Raw genomic sequence first — 21,312 nt, 5'->3', positions numbered from 1 at the left:
TTCTGCAAATCGCTGCTTTTATATCAGCTCGCCCATCATGCGGGGCCGTTGCTGACAGCAGGATTTCAAGGTGGCAAAAAGGGGGCAGAGCCCCCTTTTCGCGTGCCAAGTAGACGCTAGCGCCTATTACTCAGCAGCAGGTGCAGCCGCTTCTTCAGCGTAGACTTCAGTGCCGCCGGCAACGTTGTTGCGGCCGCGGATGACGGCGTCAGCCATCGAAGTCATGTACAGCTCGATAGCGCGGATGGCGTCATCGTTACCTGGGATAACGAAGTCAACGCCTTCTGGGCTGCTGTTGGTATCGACAACGCCGATAACCGGGATGCCCAGCTTGTTGGCTTCGGTGATGGCGATGCGCTCGTGGTCAACGTCGATCACGAACAGGGCATCAGGCAGGCCGCCCATGTCCTTGATACCACCCAGGCTGCGGTCCAGCTTTTCCAGATCGCGCGAACGCATCAGGGCTTCTTTCTTGGTCAGCTTGGCGAAGGTGCCATCTTCGGCCTGGGTTTCCAGGTCGCGCAGACGCTTGATCGAAGCACGGATGGTTTTGTAGTTGGTCAGCATGCCGCCCAACCAACGGTGATCAACGTATGGCGAACCAGCGCGAGCAGCTTGCTCGGCAACGATCTTGCCGGCGGAACGCTTGGTGCCGACGAACAGGATCTTGTTCTTGCCCTGGGCCAGGCGCTCTACGAACGACAGAGCGTCGTTGAACATCGGCAGGGTTTTTTCCAGGTTGATGATGTGGATCTTGTTACGCGCGCCGAAAATGTACTTGCCCATTTTCGGGTTCCAGTAACGGGTCTGGTGGCCGAAGTGCACACCGGCCTTCAGCATATCGCGCATGTTGACTTGGGACATGATAGTTCCTTGATAAGTCGGGTTGGGCCTCCACGTATCCCAATGACCAACCCACGGTTCCGGAGAATCGGGGCACCCAGGTCATCGTGTCGACACGTGTGTGGGTTTAGGGCTGACGGGGTCGTCCCCGAAAGCGGCGCATTTTATACCACAGACCGCGAGCGAACGGAACCCGATTCAGGATGCGTCCGTCAGCAGTTTTTGCAGCACCCTGGCAAACAGGCCAGAATGCCTCCTATAGACAGCAGCATGGCCGCCTTTATCCCGACAGAATGCCGCCCCGCTCTGCTAGAATCCGGCCTTTCCCGTTTGTTCGCGCCGCCTGCGGCGCCGTAGAGAGCCTGTAATGACCGTCACCATCAAGACTGCAGAAGACATCGAGAAGATGCGCATCGCCGGCCGCCTGGCCGCCGATGTGCTGGAAATGATCGAAGAACACGTCAAGCCCGGTGTCACCACCGAAGAGCTCGACCGCCTGTGCCACGACTACATCGTCAACGTTCAGCAGGCCATCCCGGCGCCCCTCAACTACAAGGGCTACCCGAAGTCGATCTGCACCTCGATCAACCATGTGGTCTGCCACGGCATCCCCAACGACAAGCCGCTCAAGGACGGTGACACGCTCAACATCGATGTCACCGTGATCAAGGACGGCTACCACGGCGACACCAGCCGCATGTTCCACGTCGGTAGCGTACCGGTCTGGGCCGAGCGCCTGTCCAAGGTCACCCAGGAATGCATGTACAAGGCCATCGAGCTGGTCAAGCCGGGCTGCCGCCTGGGCGACATCGGTGAAGTGATCCAGAAGCACGCCGAGAAGAACGGTTTCTCCGTGGTGCGCGAGTTCTGTGGCCATGGCATCGGCAAGGTGTTCCATGAAGAGCCGCAGATCCTCCACTACGGCCGCGCCGGCACCGGCATGGAGCTCAAGGAAGGCATGACCTTCACCATCGAGCCGATGATCAACCAGGGCAAGGCCGACACCAAGGTGCTGGGCGACGGCTGGACCGCCATCACCAAGGACCGCAAGCTCTCGGCCCAGTGGGAGCACACCCTGGTGGTGACGGCGACCGGTTACGAGATCTTCACCCTGCGCAAGGACGACACCATCCCGCGCACCTCGGCCTGATTGCACCCAAGGCAACCTTCAGACAGGAACGCGACGCGATGCCCCAGGTGGATCCCGAGCTGTTCGACCGCGGCCAGTTCCAGGCGGAACTGGCCCTCAAGGCGAGCCCCATCGCCGCCTTCAAGAAAGCCATCCGCCAGGCCGGCGAGGTGCTCGACAAACGTTTTCGCACGGGTTGCGAAATTCGCCCATTGATCGAAGCCCGCGCCTGGCTGGTCGACAACATCCTGCAACAGGCCTGGAACCAGTTCGACTGGGGCGACCCGAGCGGTATCGCCCTGGTGGCAGTTGGCGGCTATGGCCGCGGTGAACTGCACCCGCACTCGGACATCGACCTGCTGATCCTGCTCGGCGCCGCCGAGCATGAGCAGTACCGCGAGGCCATCGAACGTTTCCTCACCCTGCTCTGGGACATCGGCCTGGAAGTCGGCCAGAGCGTGCGCACCGTCGGCGAATGCGCCGAGCAGGCCCGCGCTGACCTGACGGTGATCACCAACCTGATGGAAAGCCGCACCATTGCCGGCCCGGAAGACCTGCGCCAGCGCATGCTCGAGGTGACCAGTACCACCTACATGTGGCCGAGCAAGGAGTTCTTCCTGGCCAAGCGCGCCGAGCTCAAGGCCCGCCACCACAAGTACAACGACACCGAGTACAACCTCGAACCCAACGTCAAAGGCTCGCCCGGTGGCCTGCGTGACATCCAGACGGTGCTCTGGGTGGCCCGCCGCCAGTACGGCACGCTCAACCTGCACGCCCTGGCCGGCGAAGGCTTCCTGCTGGAAAGCGAGAACGAACTGCTGGCCTCGTCCCAGGATTTTTTGTGGAAGGTGCGCTACGCCCTGCACATGCTCGCCGGCCGCGCCGAAGACCGCCTGCTGTTCGACCACCAGCGCAGCATCGCTGCACTGCTCGGCTACAGCGACGAAAACCCCAAGCGCGCCATCGAACAGTTCATGCAGCAGTACTACCGGGTGGTGATGAGCATCAGCCAGTTGTGCGACCTGATCATCCAGCACTTCGAGGAAGTCATCCTCGCCGATGACGACAGCGGTGCCACGCAGCCCTTGAATGCGCGCTTCCGGCTGCACGACGGCTACATCGAAGCGGTCAGTCCGAACGTGTTCAAGCGCACCCCGTTCGCCATGCTGGAGATCTTCGTGCTGATGGCCCAGCACCCGGAGATCAAGGGCGTGCGTGCAGACACCGTGCGCCTGCTGCGCGAGCACCGGCACCTGATCGACGACACCTTCCGCAACGATATTCGCAACACCAGCCTGTTCATCGAGCTGTTCAAGTGCGAAATCGGCATCCACCGCAACCTGCGGCGGATGAACCGCTATGGGATCCTCGGCCGCTACCTGCCGGAGTTCGGCCTGATCGTCGGGCAGATGCAGCACGACCTGTTCCACATCTACACGGTCGATGCGCACACCCTCAACCTCATCAAGCACCTGCGCAAGCTGCAGTACACGCCGGTGTCCGAGAAATTCCCGCTGGCCAGCAAGCTCATGGGCCGCCTGCCCAAGCCTGAACTGATCTACCTGGCCGGCCTGTACCACGACATCGGCAAGGGCCGCCAGGGCGACCACTCCGAGATCGGCGCGGTGGATGCGCAGAAGTTCTGCGAACGCCACCAGTTGCCGGCCTGGGACAGTCGGCTGATCGTCTGGCTGGTGCAGAACCACCTGGTGATGTCGACCACCGCCCAGCGCAAGGACCTGTCCGACCCGCAGGTGATCAACGATTTTGCCCTGCATGTGGGCGACGAGACGCGCCTGGACTACCTCTATGTGCTGACCGTGGCCGACATCAACGCCACCAACCCCAGCCTGTGGAACTCGTGGCGCGCCAGCCTGCTGCGCCAGCTCTACACCGAGACCAAGCGCGCCCTGCGCCGCGGCCTGGAAAACCCGCTGGACCGCGAGGAACAGATCCGCCAGACCCAGTCGGCCGCGCTGGACATCCTCGTGCGCGAGGGCACCGACCCGGACGATGTCGAGCAGCTGTGGTCGCAGTTGGGCGATGACTACTTCCTCAAGCACAACGCCGCCGACGTGGCCTGGCACAGCGACGCCATCCTCCAGCAACCGGCCGATGGCGGGCCGCTGGTGCTGATCAAGGAAACCACCCAGCGCGAGTTCGAGGGCGGCACGCAGATCTTCATCTACGCGCCCGACCAGCACGATTTCTTCGCCGTGACCGTGGCCGCCATGTCGCAGCTGAACCTGAACATCCATGATGCGCGGATCATCACCTCAAGCAGCCAGTTCACCCTCGACACCTATATCGTGCTCGACAACGATGGCGGCTCGATCGGCGACAACCCGCAGCGGGTCAAGCAGATCCGCGACGGCCTGACCGAAGCGCTGCGCAACCCCGAGGACTACCCGACCATCATCCAGCGCCGGGTACCGCGCCAGCTCAAGCACTTCAACTTCCCGCCGCAGGTAACCATCCTCAACGATGCCCAGCGCCCGGTGACCATCCTCGAGATCACCGCACCGGACCGCCCCGGCCTGCTGGCACGGCTCGGGCGGATCTTCCTGGAGTTCGACCTGTCGTTGCAGAACGCCAAGATCGCCACCCTCGGCGAGCGGGTGGAAGACGTGTTCTTCATCACCGACGCCGACAACCAGCCGCTGTCCGACCCGCAGCTGTGCAGCCGCCTGCAGGAGGCCATCGTGCAGCAGCTGCAGGCCGGCCAGGCCAGCGACGCCAGCCCGACCCGCGTGACTTTTTAACGATTAGACGATTGACGAGACCTTGCGCCGATGAACCATGCCTTGACCCAGCTTCAGCCTTACCCGTTCGAGAAACTGCGCGCCCTGCTGGGCACTGTGAAGCCTGCGGCGGACAAACGCGCCATCGCCCTGTCGATCGGTGAACCGAAGCACGAATCGCCGGCGTTCGTCGCCCAGGCCATGGCCGACAACCTCGACAAGCTGGCGGTGTACCCGAGCACCCTCGGCCTGCCGGCCCTGCGCCAGGCCATCGGCCAATGGTGCGAGCGCCGCTTCGGCGTGCCGGCCGGCTGGCTGGACGCCGATCGCCACATCCTGCCGGTCAATGGTACCCGCGAGGCGCTGTTCGCCTTCACCCAGGCCGTGGTCAACCGTGCCGATGATGGCCTGGTGGTCAGCCCCAACCCGTTCTACCAGATCTACGAAGGCGCAGCCCTGCTGGCCGGTGCCACCCCGCACTACCTGCCCTGCCTGGAAGACAACGGCTTCAACCCGGACTTCGAGGCCGTGCCGGCCGAGGTATGGAAGCGCTGCCAGATCCTCTTCCTGTGCTCGCCAGGCAACCCCACCGGCGCCCTGGTGCCGATGGACACCCTGAAGAAGCTGATCGCCCTGGCCGATGAGCACGACTTCGTGATCGCCGCCGACGAGTGCTACAGCGAGCTGTATTTCGATGAAGATGCGCCGCCACCAGGGCTGCTGAGTGCATGCGCCGAGCTCGGCCGCAGCGATTTCGCGCGTTGCGTGGTGTTCCACAGCCTGTCCAAGCGCTCCAACCTGCCGGGCCTGCGTTCGGGCTTCGTCGCCGGAGACGCGTCGATCATCAAGCCGTTCCTGCTGTACCGCACCTACCACGGCTGCGCGATGCCGGTACAAACCCAGCTGGCCAGCGTCGCGGCCTGGCAGGACGAGGCGCATGTGCGCGAGAACCGTGACCAGTACCGTGCCAAGTACGATGCCGTGCTCGACATCCTGCAGCCGGTGATGGACGTGCAGCGCCCAGACGGCAGCTTCTACCTGTGGGCCAAGGTGCCGGGCGGCGATGCCGAGTTCACCCGCGACCTGTTCGAGGCCCAGCATGTAACCGTGGTGCCGGGCTCATACCTGTCCCGTGAAGTCGACGGTGTGAACCCGGGCGCTGGCCGGGTGCGCATGGCGCTGGTTGCGCCGCTGGCCGAGTGCATCGAGGCGGCCGAGCGGATTCGCGCCTTCCTGCAAAACCGTTGACCGCAGGCGGGGCCGCCTGCGGCCCCACCTTTGCCGACAGGCTTCAATGAACTGTCGCGCCAGGTTTGATGAAAGGCCTGAACTTCTGGCCGCCGCCTATCGGGCAAATTGAGCAACTTCCCCACCCGGTAAGAGGCAAACACGTGAAACAGCGCGAACAGGATCTGTGCGACAAGGCCAGGGAGACATTGCTGGAACTCGACCGTAATGGCGACAGAAAGGTGTCCATCGAGGAGTTCAAGCTTGCCTGGCTCGACGTTTACAGCGAAGAAGAATTCGATAAGGCCATCAAAGAAGTGAACCTCGACAACGATGGTTTCATCAGCGTCAAAGAGTTCTTTATCCGCCTGGACGGCACCGCGCCCTGCGACTGAACCGCAGCGCCAGCCGCGGCTCAAGCAGGCCGCGGCCCATTATCTGACCTGCCCCAGGTTCGCCTCGCTCATGTCCAGTTCACCCAACACCTGACGCACCACCTCATCACCGACCAGGTGCTGACGATGCAGGTTGTACAGCTCCAGCCGCTGCGCCCGCAGCGCCCGCAGGCGCAAACGCCGCTCCAGCAAATCCATCTGCTCGGCCATTGCCCGTGCCTCGGCTGTATCGTTGTAGCTGTCCAGTTCATCCCGATACTCGGCCATCAGCCGTGCCTTCAACTCGGTAGCCAAGGTCGCCTGAGCCGCATCCTGAGGCGCGCTGGCGTCGATCACTTCTTCAGCCTCCAAGGCATGGATCGCCGCCTCGGCGGTACGTCGCCAGGCTTCCTGCACTTCCTGATGCAACCGTTCGTCCGGGCTTTTGGTGATCCCGCGCAGCAGCACCGGCAACGCAATACAGGCACTGACCAGCGACAGCAGGATCACCCCGGCAGCAATGAAGATCAGCAGGTCACGCTCGGGGAAGGCCTGGCCCGCCCCCATCAACAGTGGCACCGACATCACACCGGCCAGGGTTACCGCCCCGCGCACACCGCCCAGGGTCAGCAGCCAGCAGGAACGCGCGGTTGGCATCAGTACCAACGCCGGTTTGCCGCGCCAGCGGCGCACCACGCCGATCGCCCGCCAGATGCTCTGCACCCAGATGAAACGCAGCAGGATCAACGCAGCAAATATCGCCAGCACATCCAGGCAGCGCCAGGCCAGGGTAGGCCAGACGGTGGCCTCGTGGCTGACCACGGCCTTGATGATGTCCGGCAGCTGCAGGCCCAACAGCAGGAAGATCAGGCCGTTGAAGGCGAACTCCAGCAACGACCAGACACTGCGGTTGAGCAGGCGGGTACTGGTCTGGCGCGGCAACAGGTCGAGCCAGCTCTGCATCATGCCGGCGGCCACCGCCGAGAGGATGCCCGATACGCCCAGGCGCTCGGCCAGCACATAGGCGGCGAACGGCAGCAGCAGCATGAAGACCACGTGGGTGGCCGGGTCATCCCAGCCACGGGCGATCATCCAGGCACGCAGGCGACCGATCAGCCAGCTCAGGGCCACACCCACCGCCAGGCCACCGAGGGCGACCAGAACGAAGCTGAAACTGGCATCGGCCAGCGAGAACGCCCCGGTAATGGCGGCGACCAGGGCGAACTTGAAGGTCACCAGGCCCGAGGCATCATTCATCAATGCCTCGCCCTGCAGCATGTGCATCAGCGGGGTCGGCAGGCGATCCTGGGTAATCGCCGACACCGCCACGGCGTCGGTGGGCGACAGCACGGCGGCCAGGGCGAAGGCCACCGGCAGTGGAATGCTCGGCAGCAACCAGTGGATGAAGTAACCGGCGCCGACCACGGTGAACAGCACCAGCCCCACGGCCAGCGCCACTACCGGCCCGCGGATGCGCCACAACTCACGCTTGGGGATGCGCCAGCCATCGGCGAACAGCAATGGCGGCAGGAACAGGAACAGGAACAATTCGGGGTCCAGGGCCACATGCAGGCCGAGGGTCGGCCAAGCCAGCAACGCGCCGGCGGCGATCTGCACCAATGGCAACGGCAACGGGATCATGCGCCCGACCAGTTTCGACACGCTTACCAGCGTCAGCAGGATGAGGACGGTGTAGGCGGACTGCATCCGTGAAGGCTTCCTTTGTGAACCAAAAACGACAGCGGGGCGAGAGATCGCCATTGAAACAATATGTTAGCGGGGACTGGTGAATCGATACCGCTGCACGATGGTCGCAGGTGACGGATGAATATGTAACATGATGATACATGGGTCTTGCGGGCCTTGCGGGCCTTGCGGGCTGTGCGGGTGCGGGAGCGTATTGGCCTGGAGGCGCATGCCTTGGGTGCTGTGGGGCTGCTGACATCGAGCGCCGCCCGCGCGGCGCATCGCGGATAAATCCGCTCCTACAGTTTGTTGCAACGTGGCCATGCCTGTCAGGCCATGGTTGTCAGCGGTTTGCAAGACTCGAGACATGCGCCAAGGCTGGCAACCATGGCGTTTCAGGTTCGGCACGTTGCAACAAACTGTAGGAGCGGATTTATCCGCGATGCGCCGCGCGGGCGGCGCTCGGTATCACAGACAACACAAACCTCAAGGTATGCACACCCCGTGGCGCTCAAAGAATCGTTCCCGCATAATCCCGCGACTGACATTCGGAAATGGAGAGATTGGGGCAGCCTGTGGCCTCAATGCACACAATGACCTACACGCTCTACGGCATCAAAGCCTGTGACACCATGAAAAAGGCGCGTACCTGGCTCGAAGACAAAGCCATCGCCTACGAATTCCACGACTACAAGACCCAAGGCATCGACCGCGACAGCCTGAACCGCTGGTGCAACGAACACGGCTGGGAAGTCATCCTCAACCGTGCCGGCACCACCTTCCGCAAGCTCGACGACGCCAGCAAGGCCGACCTCGACCAGGCCAAAGCCGTCGAACTGATGCACGCCCAACCGTCGATGATCAAGCGCCCGGTGCTCGACCTCGGCGGGCGCACCCTGGTCGGCTTCAAGCCCGACCTGTACGCCGCCGCGCTGGCCTGAGCCCCTACCCTATTTCGCACGAGGTAATCACATGTCCAATACCCTGTTCAGCCTGGCCTTCGGTGTCGGCTCCCAGAACCGCCAGGGCACCTGGCTGGAAGTGTTCTACGCACAACCCCTGATCAACCCGAGCGCCGAGCTGGTTGCCGCAGTAGCGCCGATCCTCGGCTACGAAGGTGGCAACCAGGCCATCGCCTTCAGCAACGCCCAGGCCGCCCAGCTGGCCGAAGCCCTGAAAGGCGTCGACGCCGCCCAGGCTGCCCTGCTGACCCGCCTGGCCGAAAGCCACAAGCCGCTGGTCGCCACCCTGCTGGCCGAAGACGCCGCCCTGACCTCGACCCCAGAGGCCTACCTCAAGCTGCACCTGCTGTCGCACCGCCTGGTCAAGCCGCACGGCCTGAGCCTGGCGGGCATCTTCCCGCTGCTGCCGAACGTGGCCTGGACCAACCAGGGCGCCGTCGACCTCAGCGAACTGGCCGAACTGCAACTGGAAGCGCGCCTGAAGGGCGAGCTGCTGGAAGTGTTCTCGGTGGACAAGTTCCCGAAGATGACCGACTACGTAGTCCCGGCCGGCGTGCGCATCGCCGACACCGCCCGTGTGCGCCTGGGCGCCTACATCGGCGAAGGCACCACCATCATGCACGAAGGCTTCGTCAACTTTAACGCGGGCACCGAAGGCCCAGGCATGATCGAAGGCCGCGTTTCCGCTGGCGTATTCGTCGGCAAGGGCTCGGACCTGGGCGGCGGCTGCTCGACCATGGGCACCCTGTCCGGCGGCGGCAACATCGTCATCAAGGTCGGCGAAGGCTGCCTGATCGGCGCCAACGCCGGTATCGGCATTCCACTGGGCGACCGCAACACCGTCGAAGCCGGCCTGTACATCACCGCTGGCACCAAGGTGAACCTGCTGGACGAGAACAACGAACTGGTGAAAGTGGTCAAGGCCCGCGACCTGGCCGGCCAGACCGACCTGCTGTTCCGCCGCAACTCGCTGAACGGCGCCGTGGAGTGCAAGACTCACAAGTCGGCCATCGAGCTGAACGAGGCGCTGCACGCCCACAACTGAGAACATTGAGAGCCTTGTAGGAGCGAGCTTGCCCGCGATCAGCGGACTCTCAGCATTTGTAATGTTAAGATCGGGTCTGGCACCTCGCCAGACCCGATTTTCATTCCAGGCCCCGCGAACATGTTCCAGCCCTCACCCTGGCGTGCCGACTTTCCCGCCATCGCCGCCCTGCAACGGCAGCACCAGACCTACCTGGACAGCGCCGCGACCACCCAGAAGCCTCAGGCCTTGCTCGATGCCCTGAGCCATTACTACGGCCACGGCGCCGCCAACGTGCACCGCGCACAGCACCTGCCCGGCGCACTGGCAACCCAGGCCTTCGAGACCAGCCGCGACAAGGTGGCCGCCTGGCTCAATGCCGCTGATTCACGGCAGATCATCTTCACCCATGGCGCTACCTCGGCGCTGAACCTGTTGGCCTATGGCCTGGAGCACCGTTTCGAAGCGGGCGACGAGATTGCCATCAGCGCCCTGGAGCACCATGCCAACCTGCTGCCCTGGCAGCAACTGGCCCGCCGGCGAAGCCTGCGCTTGGTAGTGTTGCCACTGGACGAGCATGGCCGCATCGACCTGGACCAGGCGCTGCAGCTGATCGGCCCGCGCACCCGCGTGCTCGCCATCAGCCAGCTGTCCAACGTGCTCGGTACCTGGCAACCGCTGCCTGCGCTGCTGGCCCACGCCCGTGCACAAGGCGCGCTGACCGTGGTCGACGGTGCCCAGGGCGTGGTGCATGGCCGCCATGATGTGCAGCATCTTGGCTGCGACTTCTATGTGTTCTCAAGCCATAAGCTGTATGGCCCGGAAGGTGTCGGCGTGCTGTACGGTCGCTCTCAGGCACTGGAGCTGCTGCGCCACTGGCAGTTCGGCGGTGAAATGGTGCAACTGGCCGATTACCAGAACGCCAGCTTCCGCCCCGCTCCACTGGGCTTCGAGGCCGGCACCCCGCCAATCGCCGGGGTCATCGGGCTGGGCGCGACGCTCGACTACCTGGCCAGCCTCGACCGCCATGCGGTCGAGGCCCACGAAACCAGCCTGCACCAGCACCTGCTGCGCGGCCTGGCCGACCGCGAGGGTGTGCGCGTCCTGGGCACCCCACAAGCGGCCCTGGCCAGCTTCGTCATCGAAGGCGTACACAACGCCGACATCGCCCATATGCTGACCGAGCAAGGCATTGCCGTACGCGCCGGGCATCACTGCGCCATGCCGCTGCTCAAGGGGCTGGGGCTGGAGGGGGCAATTCGCGTGTCGCTGGGGCTGTACAACGACAGTGATGACCTGCAGCGGTTCTTCGAGGCGCTTGATCAAGGCCTGGAGTTATTGCGATGACGTTGCCTCTGCCAGCCCGGGATGCGCTGGAAGGCTTTGAACAGGCGCGCGGCTGGGAACAGCGGGCGCGGCTGCTGATGCAATGGGGCGATCGGCTGGAACCGTTGAGTGAGGCGGAAAAGTCCGAGAGCAACCGGGTGCATGGCTGTGAGAGCCTGGTGTGGCTGGTGGCGGAACAGCACGAGGGGCAGTGGCACTTCAAGGCGAGCAGCGATGCGCGGTTGCTGCGCGGGCTGCTGGCGCTGCTGCTGGCGCGGGTTCAAGGGTTGGCCAGTGCAGAACTGGCCGGGCTTGATCTGCGCGAGTGGTTCACCCAGCTGGGGCTGGAGCGGCAACTGTCGCCATCGCGCAGCAATGGGTTGCATGCGGTGTTGCTGCGAATGGCGGAGCTGGCAACGCCCCGTTAGATAAAAGGTGGGCCACCCTTGTGGGAGCGTAACGCCCAACGCTTATACGGGCTTGACCCGCTCGGAAGGCCGTCGCGCGCCCGCCACCAGCTTCTCGATCGCCTTGCTCGCCGCCACCATGCCAAAGGTCGCGGTCACCATCATCACCGCACCAAAGCCCCCCGCGCAGTCCAGGCGCACGCCTTCACCGACAAAGCTCTTCTGCAGGCAGACACTGCCATCCCCCTTCGGATACCGCAGCTGCTCGCTGGAGAACACACACGGCACGCCATAGTTGCGGCTGGTATTGCGCGAGAAGTTGTAGTCCCGGCGCAGGGTCGAGCGCACCCGCGAGGCCAGCGGGTCGTTGAAGGTCTTGTTGAGGTCACCGACCTGGATCTGCGTCGGGTCGATCTGCCCGCCCGCACCACCGGTGGTGACGATGGCGATCTTGCGGCGCCGGCACCAGGCGATCAGTGCGGCCTTGGCCATCACGCTGTCGATACAGTCGATCACCGCATCCATACCTTCGGTAATGTACTCGGCCATGGTCTCGCGGGTGACGAAATCCGCCACCGCGTGCACCGTGATCGCCGGATTGATCGCCCGCAGGCGCTCGGCCATCACCTCGACCTTGGGCCGCCCCACCTGGCCTTCCAGGGCATGGGCCTGGCGGTTGGTATTACTGACGCAGACATCGTCCAGGTCGAACAGGGTGATTTCGCCCACGCCACTGCGCGCCAGGGCTTCGGCCGCCCACGAGCCGACCCCGCCGATGCCGACAACTGCCACGTGGGCGTTGCCCAGACGCTGCAGACCTTCGTTGCCGTACAACCGGGCAACGCCGGCAAAGCGTGGATCTTCTGTGCTCATGTTGCTACCCCGAAACTCATGCCCGAAAAACGGCGCGCATTATAGGCCAGTGACGGCTTTCACCTCCATCGTTAGGAAACACCCTACCATTACTGCTTTAATGTCCTATCACTTGGACAGAATCGGACCACAATGTCATCTCGTAAATTCGGCCTCAACCTGGTGGTGGTCCTGGCCATCGCCGCGCTGTTCACCGGGTTCTGGGCGCTGATCAATCGCCCAGTCTCCGCACCTGCCTGGCCGGAACAGATCTCCGGTTTCTCGTATTCGCCATTCCGCCTCGGCGAGAGCCCGCAAAAGGGCCAATACCCCAGCGATGACGAGATACGCCAGGACCTGGAGCAGTTGAACAAGCTCACCGACAATATCCGCATCTATACCGTCGAGGGCACCCAGGCCGAGATCCCGCGGCTGGCCGAGGAATTCGGCCTGCGGGTGACCCTGGGCATCTGGATCAGCAAGGACCTGGAGCGCAACGAGCGCGAGATCGAAAAAGGCATCGAGCTGGCCAACCACTCACGCAGCGTGGTGCGGGTGGTGGTCGGCAACGAAGCGCTGTTCCGCGAGGAAGTCACGCCCGAAGAGTTGATCCAGTACCTCGATCGGGTGCGTGCCGCCGTCAAGGTGCCGGTCACCACCAGCGAGCAGTGGCACATCTGGAAGGAACACCCGGAACTGGCCAAGCACGTCGACCTGATCGCCGCGCACATCCTGCCGTACTGGGAATTCGTGCCGATGAAAGACTCGGTGCAGTTCGTCCTCGACCGTGCCCGCGAACTGCGCCACCAGTTCTCGCACAAGCCGCTGCTGCTGTCGGAAGTCGGCTGGCCAAGCAACGGCCGCATGCGCGGCGGCGCCGACGCCACCCAGGCCGACCAGGCCATCTACCTGCGCACCCTGGTCAATACCCTCAACCGCCGTGGCTACAACTACTTCGTCATCGAGGCCTACGACCAGCCGTGGAAGGCCAACGACGAAGGCTCGGTAGGCGCCTACTGGGGCGTGTACAACGCCGAGCGCCAGCAGAAGTTCAACTTCGAGGGGCCGGTGGTGGCAATCCCGCAGTGGCGGGCCCTGGCGGTCGCCTCGGTGGTGCTGGCGATGATTGCCCTGGCCGTGCTGCTGATCGACGGCTCGGCCCTGCGCCAGCGCGGGCGCACCTTCCTGACCTTCATCACCTTCCTGTGCGGGTCGGTACTGGTGTGGATCGCCTATGACTACAGCCAGCAATACAGCACCTGGTTCAGCCTGACTGTCGGCGTGCTGCTGGCGCTCGGCGCGCTGGGCGTGTTCATCGTGCTGATGACCGAGGCCCACGAACTGGCCGAAGCCGTGTGGATCCACAAACGTCGTCGCGAGTTCCTGCCGGTGCAGGGCGACAGCGCCTACCGGCCCAAGGTGTCGGTACATGTACCGTGCTACAACGAGCCGCCGGAGATGGTCAAACAGACCCTCGACGCCCTCGCCGCACTGGATTACCCCGACTTTGAAGTCCTGGTGATCGACAACAACACCAAGGACCCTGCCGTGTGGGAGCCACTCAAGGCCCACTGCGAGAAGCTCGGCGAGCGCTTCAGGTTCTTCCACGTCGCCCCCCTGGCCGGCTTCAAGGGCGGCGCGCTGAACTACCTGATCCCGCACACCGCCAAGGACGCCGAAGTGATCGCGGTGATCGACTCGGACTACTGCGTCGACCGCAACTGGCTCAAGCACATGGTGCCGCACTTCGCCGACCCGAAGATCGCCGTGGTGCAGTCGCCGCAGGACTATCGCGACCAGCACGAAAGTGCCTTCAAGAAGCTCTGCTACAGCGAATACAAGGGTTTCTTCCACATCGGCATGGTCACCCGCAACGACCGTGACGCAATCATCCAGCACGGCACCATGACCATGACCCGGCGCAGCGTGCTGGAAGAACTGGGCTGGGCCGAGTGGTGCATCTGCGAAGATGCCGAACTGGGCCTTCGGGTATTCGAGAAGGGCCTGTCGGCCGCCTACGCCCACAACAGCTACGGCAAGGGGCTGATGCCCGACACCTTCATCGACTTCAAGAAGCAGCGCTTCCGCTGGGCCTATGGCGCCATCCAGATCATCAAGCACCACGCCAGCGCCCTGCTGCGCGGCAAGGGTAGCGAGCTGACCCGTGGCCAGCGCTACCACTTCCTGGCCGGCTGGCTGCCGTGGGTTGCCGATGGCATGAACATCTTCTTCACGGTCGGCGCGCTGCTGTGGTCGGCGGCGATGATCATCGTCCCGCACCGGGTCGACCCGCCGCTGATGATCTTTGCCATCCCGCCGCTGGCGCTGTTCTTCTTCAAGGTCGGCAAGATCATCTTCCTCTACCGCCGCGCGGTGGGGGTGAACCTCAAGGATGCCTTTGCCGCGGCATTGGCAGGGTTGGCGTTGTCGCACACCATCGCCAAGGCGGTGCTGTACGGCTTCTTCACCAGCAGCATGCCGTTCTTCCGCACACCGAAGAATGCCGACAGCCATGGCTTGCTGGTGGCGATTTCCGAAGCCCGGGAAGAGCTGTTCATCATGCTGCTGTTGTGGGGCGCGGCACTGGGCATCTTCCTGGTGCAGGGGCTGCCAAGTTCGGACATGCGCTTCTGGGTGGCGATGTTGCTGGTGCAGTCGTTGCCGTATGTGGCTGCACTGGTGATGGCGTTCCTGTCGTCACTGCCCAAACCTGCGCAGAAGGCTGCAGAACCGCAGCAGGCTTGAGATCTTGGGGGCGCTTTGCCCCCCTTTCGCGACACGAGGCCGCTCCAACAGGAGATCGCGTGCTTCTGCAGGAGCGGCCTTGTGTCGCGAAAGGGCCGCAAAGCGGCCCCATTGGCCTGACGCTTTGATATAAGATAACGCCCCTCAGATTTCCCCGCCTTGCCTTGCCCCGGAGTCCCCCATGACGGCCCCTGCCGAGCTCTCGCCTACCCTTCAACTGGCCTGCGACCTGATCCGTCGTCCCTCGGTCACCCCCGTCGATGCCGACTGCCAGGCACAAATGATGAACCGCCTGGGCGCCGTGGGCTTCCAGCTGGAGCCAATGCGCATTGAAGACGTCGACAACTTCTGGGCTACCCACGGCACCCAGGACGGTCCGGTGCTGTGCTTCGCCGGCCATACCGACGTGGTCCCCACCGGCCCGGTGCAGCAGTGGCAGCACGAGCCGTTCGAGGCGCTGATCGACGCCGACGGCATGCTCTGCGGCCGTGGCGCCGCCGACATGAAAGGTAGCCTGGCTTCGATGGTGATCGCCAGCGAACGTTTCGTGCAGGACTACCCCAACCACCGCGGCAAGGTCGCCTTCCTGATCACCAGCGACGAGGAAGGCCCGGCCCACCATGGCACCAAGGCCGTGGTCGAGCGCCTGAAGGCGCGCAACGAGCGCCTGGACTGGTGCATCGTCGGCGAGCCGTCGAGCACCACCCTGCTCGGTGACGTGGTCAAGAACGGCCGTCGCGGCTCGCTCGGTGCCAAGCTGACCGTGCGTGGCAAGCAAGGCCACGTGGCCTACCCACACCTGGCGCGCAACCCGATCCACCTGGCCGCCCCGGCCCTGGCGGAACTGGCTGCCGAGCACTGGGACGAAGGCAACGCGTTCTTCCCGCCGACCAGCTTCCAGATCTCCAACCTAAACTCCGGCACCGGCGCCACCAACGTGGTCCCGGGCGAGCTGACCGCGCTGTTCAACTTCCGCTTCTCCACCGAATCGACGGTCGAAGGCCTGCAGGCGCGGGTCTCGGCGATCCTCGACAAGCACGGGCTGGACTGGTCGGTAGACTGGGCACTGTCGGGCCTGCCGTTCCTCACCGAACCGGGCGAGCTGCTCGACGCGGTGTCGGCCAGCATCAAGGGCGTCACCGGCCGCGACACCCAGCCATCGACCAGCGGCGGCACCTCCGATGGCCGCTTCATCGCCACCATGGGCACCCAGGTGGTCGAACTCGGCCCGGTCAACGCCACCATCCACCAGGTCGACGAGCGGATCCTGGCCAGCGACCTCGACCTGCTGACCGAAATCTACTACCAGACCCTGGTCCGGTTGCTCGCCTGATGCTCGCCTGCCCCCTCTGCCAGGCGGCCCTGTCGCGGCTCGACAACGGTGTGGTGTGCCCGGCCGGCCACCGCTTCGACCGCGCCCGCCAGGGTTACCTGAACCTGCTGCCGGTGCAGCACAAGAACAGCCGTGACCCGGGCGACAACCAGGCCATGGTCGAAGCCCGCCGCGATTTCCTCGACGCCGGCCACTATGCGCCGGTGGCTCGCCGCCTGGCCGAGCTGGCCGCCGAGCGCCAGCCCGGCGCCTGGCTAGACATCGGTTGCGGCGAAGGCTACTACACCGCCCAGATCGCCCAGGCCCTGCCGGCCGCCGAGGGCTATGCCCTGGACATCTCCCGCGAGGCGGTCAAGCGCGCCTGCCGCCGCGCGCCCGACGTGACCTGGATGGTCGCCAGCATGGCCCGCGTGCCATTGGCCGATGCCAGCTGCCAGTTCATCGCCAGCGTGTTCAGCCCACTGGATTGGGACGAGGCCAAGCGCCTGCTCAGCCCCGGTGGCGGCCTGATGCGAGTGGGCCCGACCAGCGGCCACCTGATGGAGCTGCGCGAAGTGCTCTACGATGAAGTGCGCCCCTACGCCGACGACAAGCACCTGGCCCTGGTGCCCGAGGGCATGGTCCACGCCCACAGCGAAACCCTCGAGTTCCGCCTGAGCCTGGCCGCCCCCAAAGCGCGTGCCGACCTGCTGGCGATGACCCCGCACGGCTGGCGCGCCAGCGCCGAGAAGCGCGCCCGGGTGATCGACCAGCCTGAGCCGTTCGAGGTGACGGTTTCCATGCGTTATGACTATTTCGTGCGCCAGCACTGAGCACACCCGGAGCCCTTATGCGCCAACCCGATATCGAGATCTACCTGAAGGACGCCGACGTCGACCACAAGCAGATTGCCGAATGGCTCAGCCAGGCAATCGGCCCGTGCAGCGAATGGAAGCAGAAAGGCCAGACCTTCAAATGCCAGGCCGGTAACATTCCGGTCACCTGGTTACCCAAGGCTGTAGGGAAATGGAACAGCCTCTACCTGGAAAGCGACCAGACCCCATGGGCCGATGACGTCGCCTGCGCCCGCGCCGCGTTCGCCGCGCTGAACGTCGAAGTGCGTTGTGCGCCGGGTGGCTGGGTCGAGGAAGATGGTGAAGAAGATGCCGATCGCTGGATCCGCATCAGCGCCGACGGTGAAGAGGAAATCACCTGGCGCACTAGCTGAAACTGGTTGCTTCAGGCTGCAAGTTACACGGTCAACTTGCAGCTTGAGGCTTGCCACATGAGGCTCAGAGCCCGACTACGTCCTCGGCTTGCAGGCCTTTCTGGCCCTGCACGCAGGCGTATTCCACCCGCTGCCCTTCGACCAGGGTACGATGCCCCTCACCGCGGATCGCCCGATAGTGGACGAACACATCCGCACCACCTTCGCGCTGAATGAAGCCATAACCTTTGGCATCGTTGAACCACTTAACATTCCCAGTCTCACGAGACGACATCTGAACTACTCCGGATTTTTATTGTGAAGATCGCCTTGTAGACACAGGGTGTCCTCCCTATGTCGACGCCGCTTGCCGAAATATCCTGCAAGTGGCAGGCCGAGTATATGACACAGAACAAAAAAATTTCATGACCGTCGCGCTATTTGCCGAATTTTGCTGAACTTGCGCCGATACGGCAGACTAAATGACTGTCTATTCTCTGAAATTCATTCCCAGGGCACTCACCCCATGACCCGTTCCCCCCTGCGCCGCCTGATCTTCGGCGCCTTGCGTCGCCTGATGTACCTGTGGGTGCGCTCCGAGACCATCAACCAGTCGTCCCTGACCCTCAAGCTCGACCGCAGCCGCCCGGTGTTCTATGCCCTGCCCTCGCCCTCGCTCACCGACCTGGCGGTGGTCGACCGTGAATGCACCAAAGCGGGGCTGCCGCGCCCGGTGCTGCCGGTGGCCGTCGGCCCGCTGCAAGAACCTGCCGCATTCTTTTACCTGACCCCGGATCCGGACTGGCTCGGCCGCCACGACAAGCGCGGCGCCCCGCCGACCCTGGAGCGCCTGGTCGCCGCCATCAGCCAGCACGCCGAGGAAGACGCCCAGATCATTCCGGTCAGCGTGTTCTGGGGGCAGACCCCGGCCAGTGAGAACAGCCCGTGGAAACTGCTGTTCGCCGACAGCTGGGCCGTGACCGGGCGCCTGCGCCGGCTGCTGACCGTGCTGATCCTGGGGCGCAAGACCCGCGTACAGTTCTCCGCGCCGATCCACCTGCGTGAACTGGTGCAGCACAACAAGGGCCATGAGCGCACCGTGCGCATGGCCCAGCGCCTGATGCGCGTGCACTTTCGCAACCTCAAGACCGCTGTGATCGGCCCGGACATCTCGCACCGGCGCAACCTGGTCAAGGGCCTGGTGCATGCCCCCCTGGTCCGCCAGGCCATCGCCGACGAAGCCCAGCGCGAAAACATGCCCGTGGCCAAGGCCGAAGCCCAGGCGCTGCGCTACGGCAATGAGATCGCCTCGGACTACACCTACACCGCGATCCGCTTCCTCGAAGTGGTGCTGAGCTGGTTCTGGAACAAGATCTACGACGGCATCAAGGTCAACCACATCGAGCAGGTGCAAGGCATCGCCCCAGGCCACGAAGTAATCTACGTGCCGTGCCACCGCAGCCACATCGACTACCTGCTGCTGTCCTACCTGCTGTTCCGCAATGGCCTGACGCCGCCCCACATCGCCGCCGGCATCAACCTCAACATGCCGGTGATCGGCGGCCTGCTGCGCCGTGGCGGCGCTTTCTTCATGCGCCGTACATTCAAGGGCAACCCGCTGTACACGGCGGTGTTCAACGAGTACCTGCACACCCTGTTCACCAAGGGTTTCCCGGTGGAGTACTTCGTCGAAGGCGGCCGTTCGCGCACCGGGCGCATGCTGCAACCACGCACCGGGATGCTGGCGATCACCCTGCGCAGCTTCCTGCGCTCGTCGCGCACACCGATCGTGTTCGTGCCGGTGTACATCGGCTACGAACGCGTGCTGGAAGGCCGGACCTACCTCGGCGAACTGCGTGGCGCGAGCAAGAAGAAAGAGTCGATCTTCGACATCTTCAAGGTCATCGGCGCACTGAAGCAGCGCTTCGGTCAGGTGTACGTCAACTTCGGCGAGCCGATCCGGCTGGCCGGCTTCCTCGATGAGCAGCAACCCGGCTGGCGCGAGCAGGAACTAGGCCCGCAATATCGCCCGGCCTGGCTCAACGAGACCACCTCCCGCCTGGGCGAAACCGTGGCCCGCCACCTCAATGAGGCGGCGGCGGTCAACCCGGTCAACCTGGTGGCCCTGGCACTGCTCTCCACCAGCCGCCTGGCGCTGGACGAGCGCGCCCTGACCCGTGTGCTCGACCTGTACCTGGCCTTGCTGCGCCAAGTGCCTTACTCCGAACACACCACCCTGCCCGAAGGCGACGGCCAGGCTTTGATCGAGCATGTCCGCGGCATGGACCTGCTGGCCGAACAAAAGGACGCACTGGGCCGCATCCTTTATCTGGATGAAGCCAACGCAGTACTGATGACCTATTACCGCAACAACGTCCTGCACATCTTCGCCCTGCCTGCGCTGCTTGCAAGCTTCTTCCTCAGCAGCTCGCGGATGAGCCGCGAACTGCTCGGCCAGTATGTGCATGCGCTGTATCCGTATCTGCAGGCCGAACTGTTCCTGCGCTGGACGCCAGAGCAACTGGACGAAGTGATCGACCAATGGCTGGCAGCGCTGGTCGAACAGGGCCTGCTGCGCCACGAGAACGGCCTGTACATGCGCCCGGCGCCCAGCTCACGCCAGTTCGTGCTGCTGACCCTGCTCGCCCGCACCATCACCCAGACCTTGCAGCGCTTCTACATGGCCACGTCGCTGCTGCTCAACAGCGGTCAGAACACCCTGAGCGCCGAAGCACTGGAAGACCTGTGCGTGATGATGGCCCAGCGCCTGTCGATCCTGCATGGCCTCAACGCCCCGGAGTTCTTCGACAAGACCCTGTTCCGCCACTTCATCCAGACCCTGATCGAGCAAGGCGTATTGCGCCCGGATGGCAACGGCAGGCTGGGGCATCACGACAAGCTCGGCGAACTGGCAGAGGGCGTGGCCAAACGCGTGCTGTCGGCAGAGCTGCGCCTGTCAATCCGTCAGGTGGCACTGCACCGCGACGAGCCGATGGATGCCGTGCAAGGGTAAATGTTCTGTCTGTGGTCAACCTTCACGAAAGATCAGGATCCGCCTGCTGCCCCCCTAGATCCCAACGAAGGAAAATTGAAATGACCCAGATGAAATCGATCGATGTGGAAATCGTTTCCTCCGGCGACGGTGCACTGCCAGCCGCTGCACAGGTTCAACTGAGCCTGCTTGATGTGTCGCTGGCAGATGCACCGTCTGTCAGCCTCGCCGAAGTGCAGTTGCGCTGTGGAGGCACGATGCCGATCCGGCTGCAACTGAATTTCGATGACAGCGAGATCGACTCGCACCGCAGTTACAGCTTGGCCGTACGCATCGAGAAGGACGGACAGCTGCTGTACATCAACACCAGCAGCCATCCAATCAAGCCGAAGACCGAGCTTGATACGCAACGGGTGATTGTCGACAAGATCAAACGGTTCCCTGGCTGCATCGACTTGAATAACCTCATGGATTGACCATCCGGC

The 21,312-nt window shown here is 63.9% G+C and carries 18 protein-coding genes; 14 read left to right on the top strand and 4 right to left on the bottom strand.

What is annotated here, in order from left to right; genetic code table 11:
- Nucleotides 1-126: 126 nt before the first annotated feature.
- Nucleotides 127-864: a 30S ribosomal protein S2 gene (rpsB, locus tag ACIPZ8_RS08600; RefSeq protein ID WP_027920037.1), complete on the bottom strand. Its 738-nt coding sequence runs from the start codon at nucleotides 862-864 to the stop codon at nucleotides 127-129.
- Between the two features lie 346 nt (nucleotides 865-1,210).
- On the opposite strand from rpsB, the gene map reads away from it, so the two are divergent.
- The 4 genes from map to ACIPZ8_RS08580 all read left to right on the top strand — a co-directional run bounded on the left by map (nucleotide 1,211) and on the right by ACIPZ8_RS08580 (nucleotide 6,335).
- The gene (gene map, locus ACIPZ8_RS08595) at nucleotides 1,211-1,993 is read left to right on the top strand and encodes a type I methionyl aminopeptidase (RefSeq protein WP_400721532.1); all 783 of its coding nucleotides are present in this window, start codon (nucleotides 1,211-1,213) and stop codon (nucleotides 1,991-1,993) included.
- Nucleotides 1,994-2,031: 38 nt separating this feature from the next.
- Nucleotides 2,032-4,734 carry a [protein-PII] uridylyltransferase gene (locus tag ACIPZ8_RS08590; protein WP_400721529.1) on the top strand — a complete coding sequence of 901 codons (2,703 nt, stop codon included), beginning with the start codon at nucleotides 2,032-2,034 and terminating at the stop codon, nucleotides 4,732-4,734.
- A 30-nt stretch (nucleotides 4,735-4,764) separates the two neighbouring features.
- Nucleotides 4,765-5,961: a succinyldiaminopimelate transaminase gene (gene dapC / locus ACIPZ8_RS08585; RefSeq protein WP_400721527.1), complete on the top strand. Its 1,197-nt coding sequence runs from the start codon at nucleotides 4,765-4,767 to the stop codon at nucleotides 5,959-5,961.
- Between the two features lie 68 nt (nucleotides 5,962-6,029).
- On the top strand, nucleotides 6,030-6,335 hold the full coding sequence (locus ACIPZ8_RS08580; protein ID WP_400721524.1) for an EF-hand domain-containing protein: 306 nt from the start codon (nucleotides 6,030-6,032) through the stop codon (nucleotides 6,333-6,335).
- A gap of 39 nt (nucleotides 6,336-6,374) precedes the next feature.
- Here ACIPZ8_RS08580 and ACIPZ8_RS08575 read toward each other — a convergent pair whose 3' ends face one another.
- Nucleotides 6,375-8,021 (bottom strand): Na+/H+ antiporter, encoded by a 1,647-nt coding sequence (locus tag ACIPZ8_RS08575; RefSeq protein ID WP_400721521.1) that lies wholly within the window; start codon nucleotides 8,019-8,021, stop codon nucleotides 6,375-6,377.
- A 572-nt stretch (nucleotides 8,022-8,593) separates the two neighbouring features.
- On the opposite strand from ACIPZ8_RS08575, the gene ACIPZ8_RS08570 reads away from it, so the two are divergent.
- The 4 genes from ACIPZ8_RS08570 to ACIPZ8_RS08555 all read left to right on the top strand — a co-directional run bounded on the left by ACIPZ8_RS08570 (nucleotide 8,594) and on the right by ACIPZ8_RS08555 (nucleotide 11,740).
- Nucleotides 8,594-8,941 (top strand): ArsC family reductase, encoded by a 348-nt coding sequence (locus tag ACIPZ8_RS08570; protein ID WP_400721569.1) that lies wholly within the window; start codon nucleotides 8,594-8,596, stop codon nucleotides 8,939-8,941.
- A 31-nt stretch (nucleotides 8,942-8,972) separates the two neighbouring features.
- Nucleotides 8,973-10,007 (top strand): 2,3,4,5-tetrahydropyridine-2,6-dicarboxylate N-succinyltransferase, encoded by a 1,035-nt coding sequence (gene dapD, locus ACIPZ8_RS08565; RefSeq protein WP_400721519.1) that lies wholly within the window; start codon nucleotides 8,973-8,975, stop codon nucleotides 10,005-10,007.
- A gap of 120 nt (nucleotides 10,008-10,127) precedes the next feature.
- Entirely contained in the window at nucleotides 10,128-11,333 is a 1,206-nt protein-coding gene (locus tag ACIPZ8_RS08560; RefSeq protein WP_400721516.1) for a cysteine desulfurase, read from the top strand.
- The gene (locus ACIPZ8_RS08555; RefSeq protein WP_400721514.1) at nucleotides 11,330-11,740 is read left to right on the top strand and encodes a SufE family protein; all 411 of its coding nucleotides are present in this window, start codon (nucleotides 11,330-11,332) and stop codon (nucleotides 11,738-11,740) included. Before ACIPZ8_RS08560 ends, ACIPZ8_RS08555 begins: the two co-directional genes overlap by 4 nt.
- Nucleotides 11,741-11,782: 42 nt before the next feature.
- Here the strand turns inward: ACIPZ8_RS08555 and tcdA are convergent, their stop codons facing one another.
- Nucleotides 11,783-12,592: a tRNA cyclic N6-threonylcarbamoyladenosine(37) synthase TcdA gene (tcdA, locus tag ACIPZ8_RS08550; protein WP_400721511.1), complete on the bottom strand. Its 810-nt coding sequence runs from the start codon at nucleotides 12,590-12,592 to the stop codon at nucleotides 11,783-11,785.
- 132 nt (nucleotides 12,593-12,724) lie between these two features.
- Here tcdA and ACIPZ8_RS08545 point away from each other — a divergent pair, with 132 nt between their 5' ends.
- From ACIPZ8_RS08545 to ACIPZ8_RS08530, 4 genes are all read left to right on the top strand, one after another.
- Nucleotides 12,725-15,316 carry a glycosyltransferase gene (locus ACIPZ8_RS08545; RefSeq protein WP_400721509.1) on the top strand — a complete coding sequence of 864 codons (2,592 nt, stop codon included), beginning with the start codon at nucleotides 12,725-12,727 and terminating at the stop codon, nucleotides 15,314-15,316.
- Nucleotides 15,317-15,497: 181 nt separating this feature from the next.
- Nucleotides 15,498-16,649, top strand: a complete 1,152-nt coding sequence (dapE, locus tag ACIPZ8_RS08540) for a succinyl-diaminopimelate desuccinylase (RefSeq protein ID WP_400721506.1) — start codon at nucleotides 15,498-15,500, stop codon at nucleotides 16,647-16,649.
- Nucleotides 16,649-17,461 (top strand): putative RNA methyltransferase, encoded by an 813-nt coding sequence (locus ACIPZ8_RS08535; RefSeq protein ID WP_400721503.1) that lies wholly within the window; start codon nucleotides 16,649-16,651, stop codon nucleotides 17,459-17,461. The genes dapE and ACIPZ8_RS08535 overlap by 1 nt, the downstream gene beginning before the upstream one ends.
- 17 nt (nucleotides 17,462-17,478) lie before the next feature.
- On the top strand, nucleotides 17,479-17,856 hold the full coding sequence (locus tag ACIPZ8_RS08530) for a hypothetical protein (protein WP_085673285.1): 378 nt from the start codon (nucleotides 17,479-17,481) through the stop codon (nucleotides 17,854-17,856).
- 64 nt (nucleotides 17,857-17,920) lie between these two features.
- Here the strand turns inward: ACIPZ8_RS08530 and ACIPZ8_RS08525 are convergent, their stop codons facing one another.
- Nucleotides 17,921-18,130 carry a cold-shock protein gene (locus ACIPZ8_RS08525; protein ID WP_003252255.1) on the bottom strand — a complete coding sequence of 70 codons (210 nt, stop codon included), beginning with the start codon at nucleotides 18,128-18,130 and terminating at the stop codon, nucleotides 17,921-17,923.
- Between the two features lie 231 nt (nucleotides 18,131-18,361).
- On the opposite strand from ACIPZ8_RS08525, the gene plsB reads away from it, so the two are divergent.
- Entirely contained in the window at nucleotides 18,362-20,848 is a 2,487-nt protein-coding gene (gene plsB / locus ACIPZ8_RS08520) for a glycerol-3-phosphate 1-O-acyltransferase PlsB (protein ID WP_400721500.1), read from the top strand.
- 80 nt (nucleotides 20,849-20,928) lie between these two features.
- Nucleotides 20,929-21,303, top strand: coding sequence for a YbaY family lipoprotein (locus tag ACIPZ8_RS08515; protein WP_400721497.1), 375 nt, complete (start codon nucleotides 20,929-20,931; stop codon nucleotides 21,301-21,303).
- Nucleotides 21,304-21,312: the final 9 nt, after the last annotated feature.

Source organism: Pseudomonas sp. NPDC089422 (genome assembly GCF_044749405.1).
GTDB lineage: Bacteria > Pseudomonadota > Gammaproteobacteria > Pseudomonadales > Pseudomonadaceae > Aquipseudomonas.
This window is presented reverse-complemented; position numbering and strand designations above follow the sequence as displayed.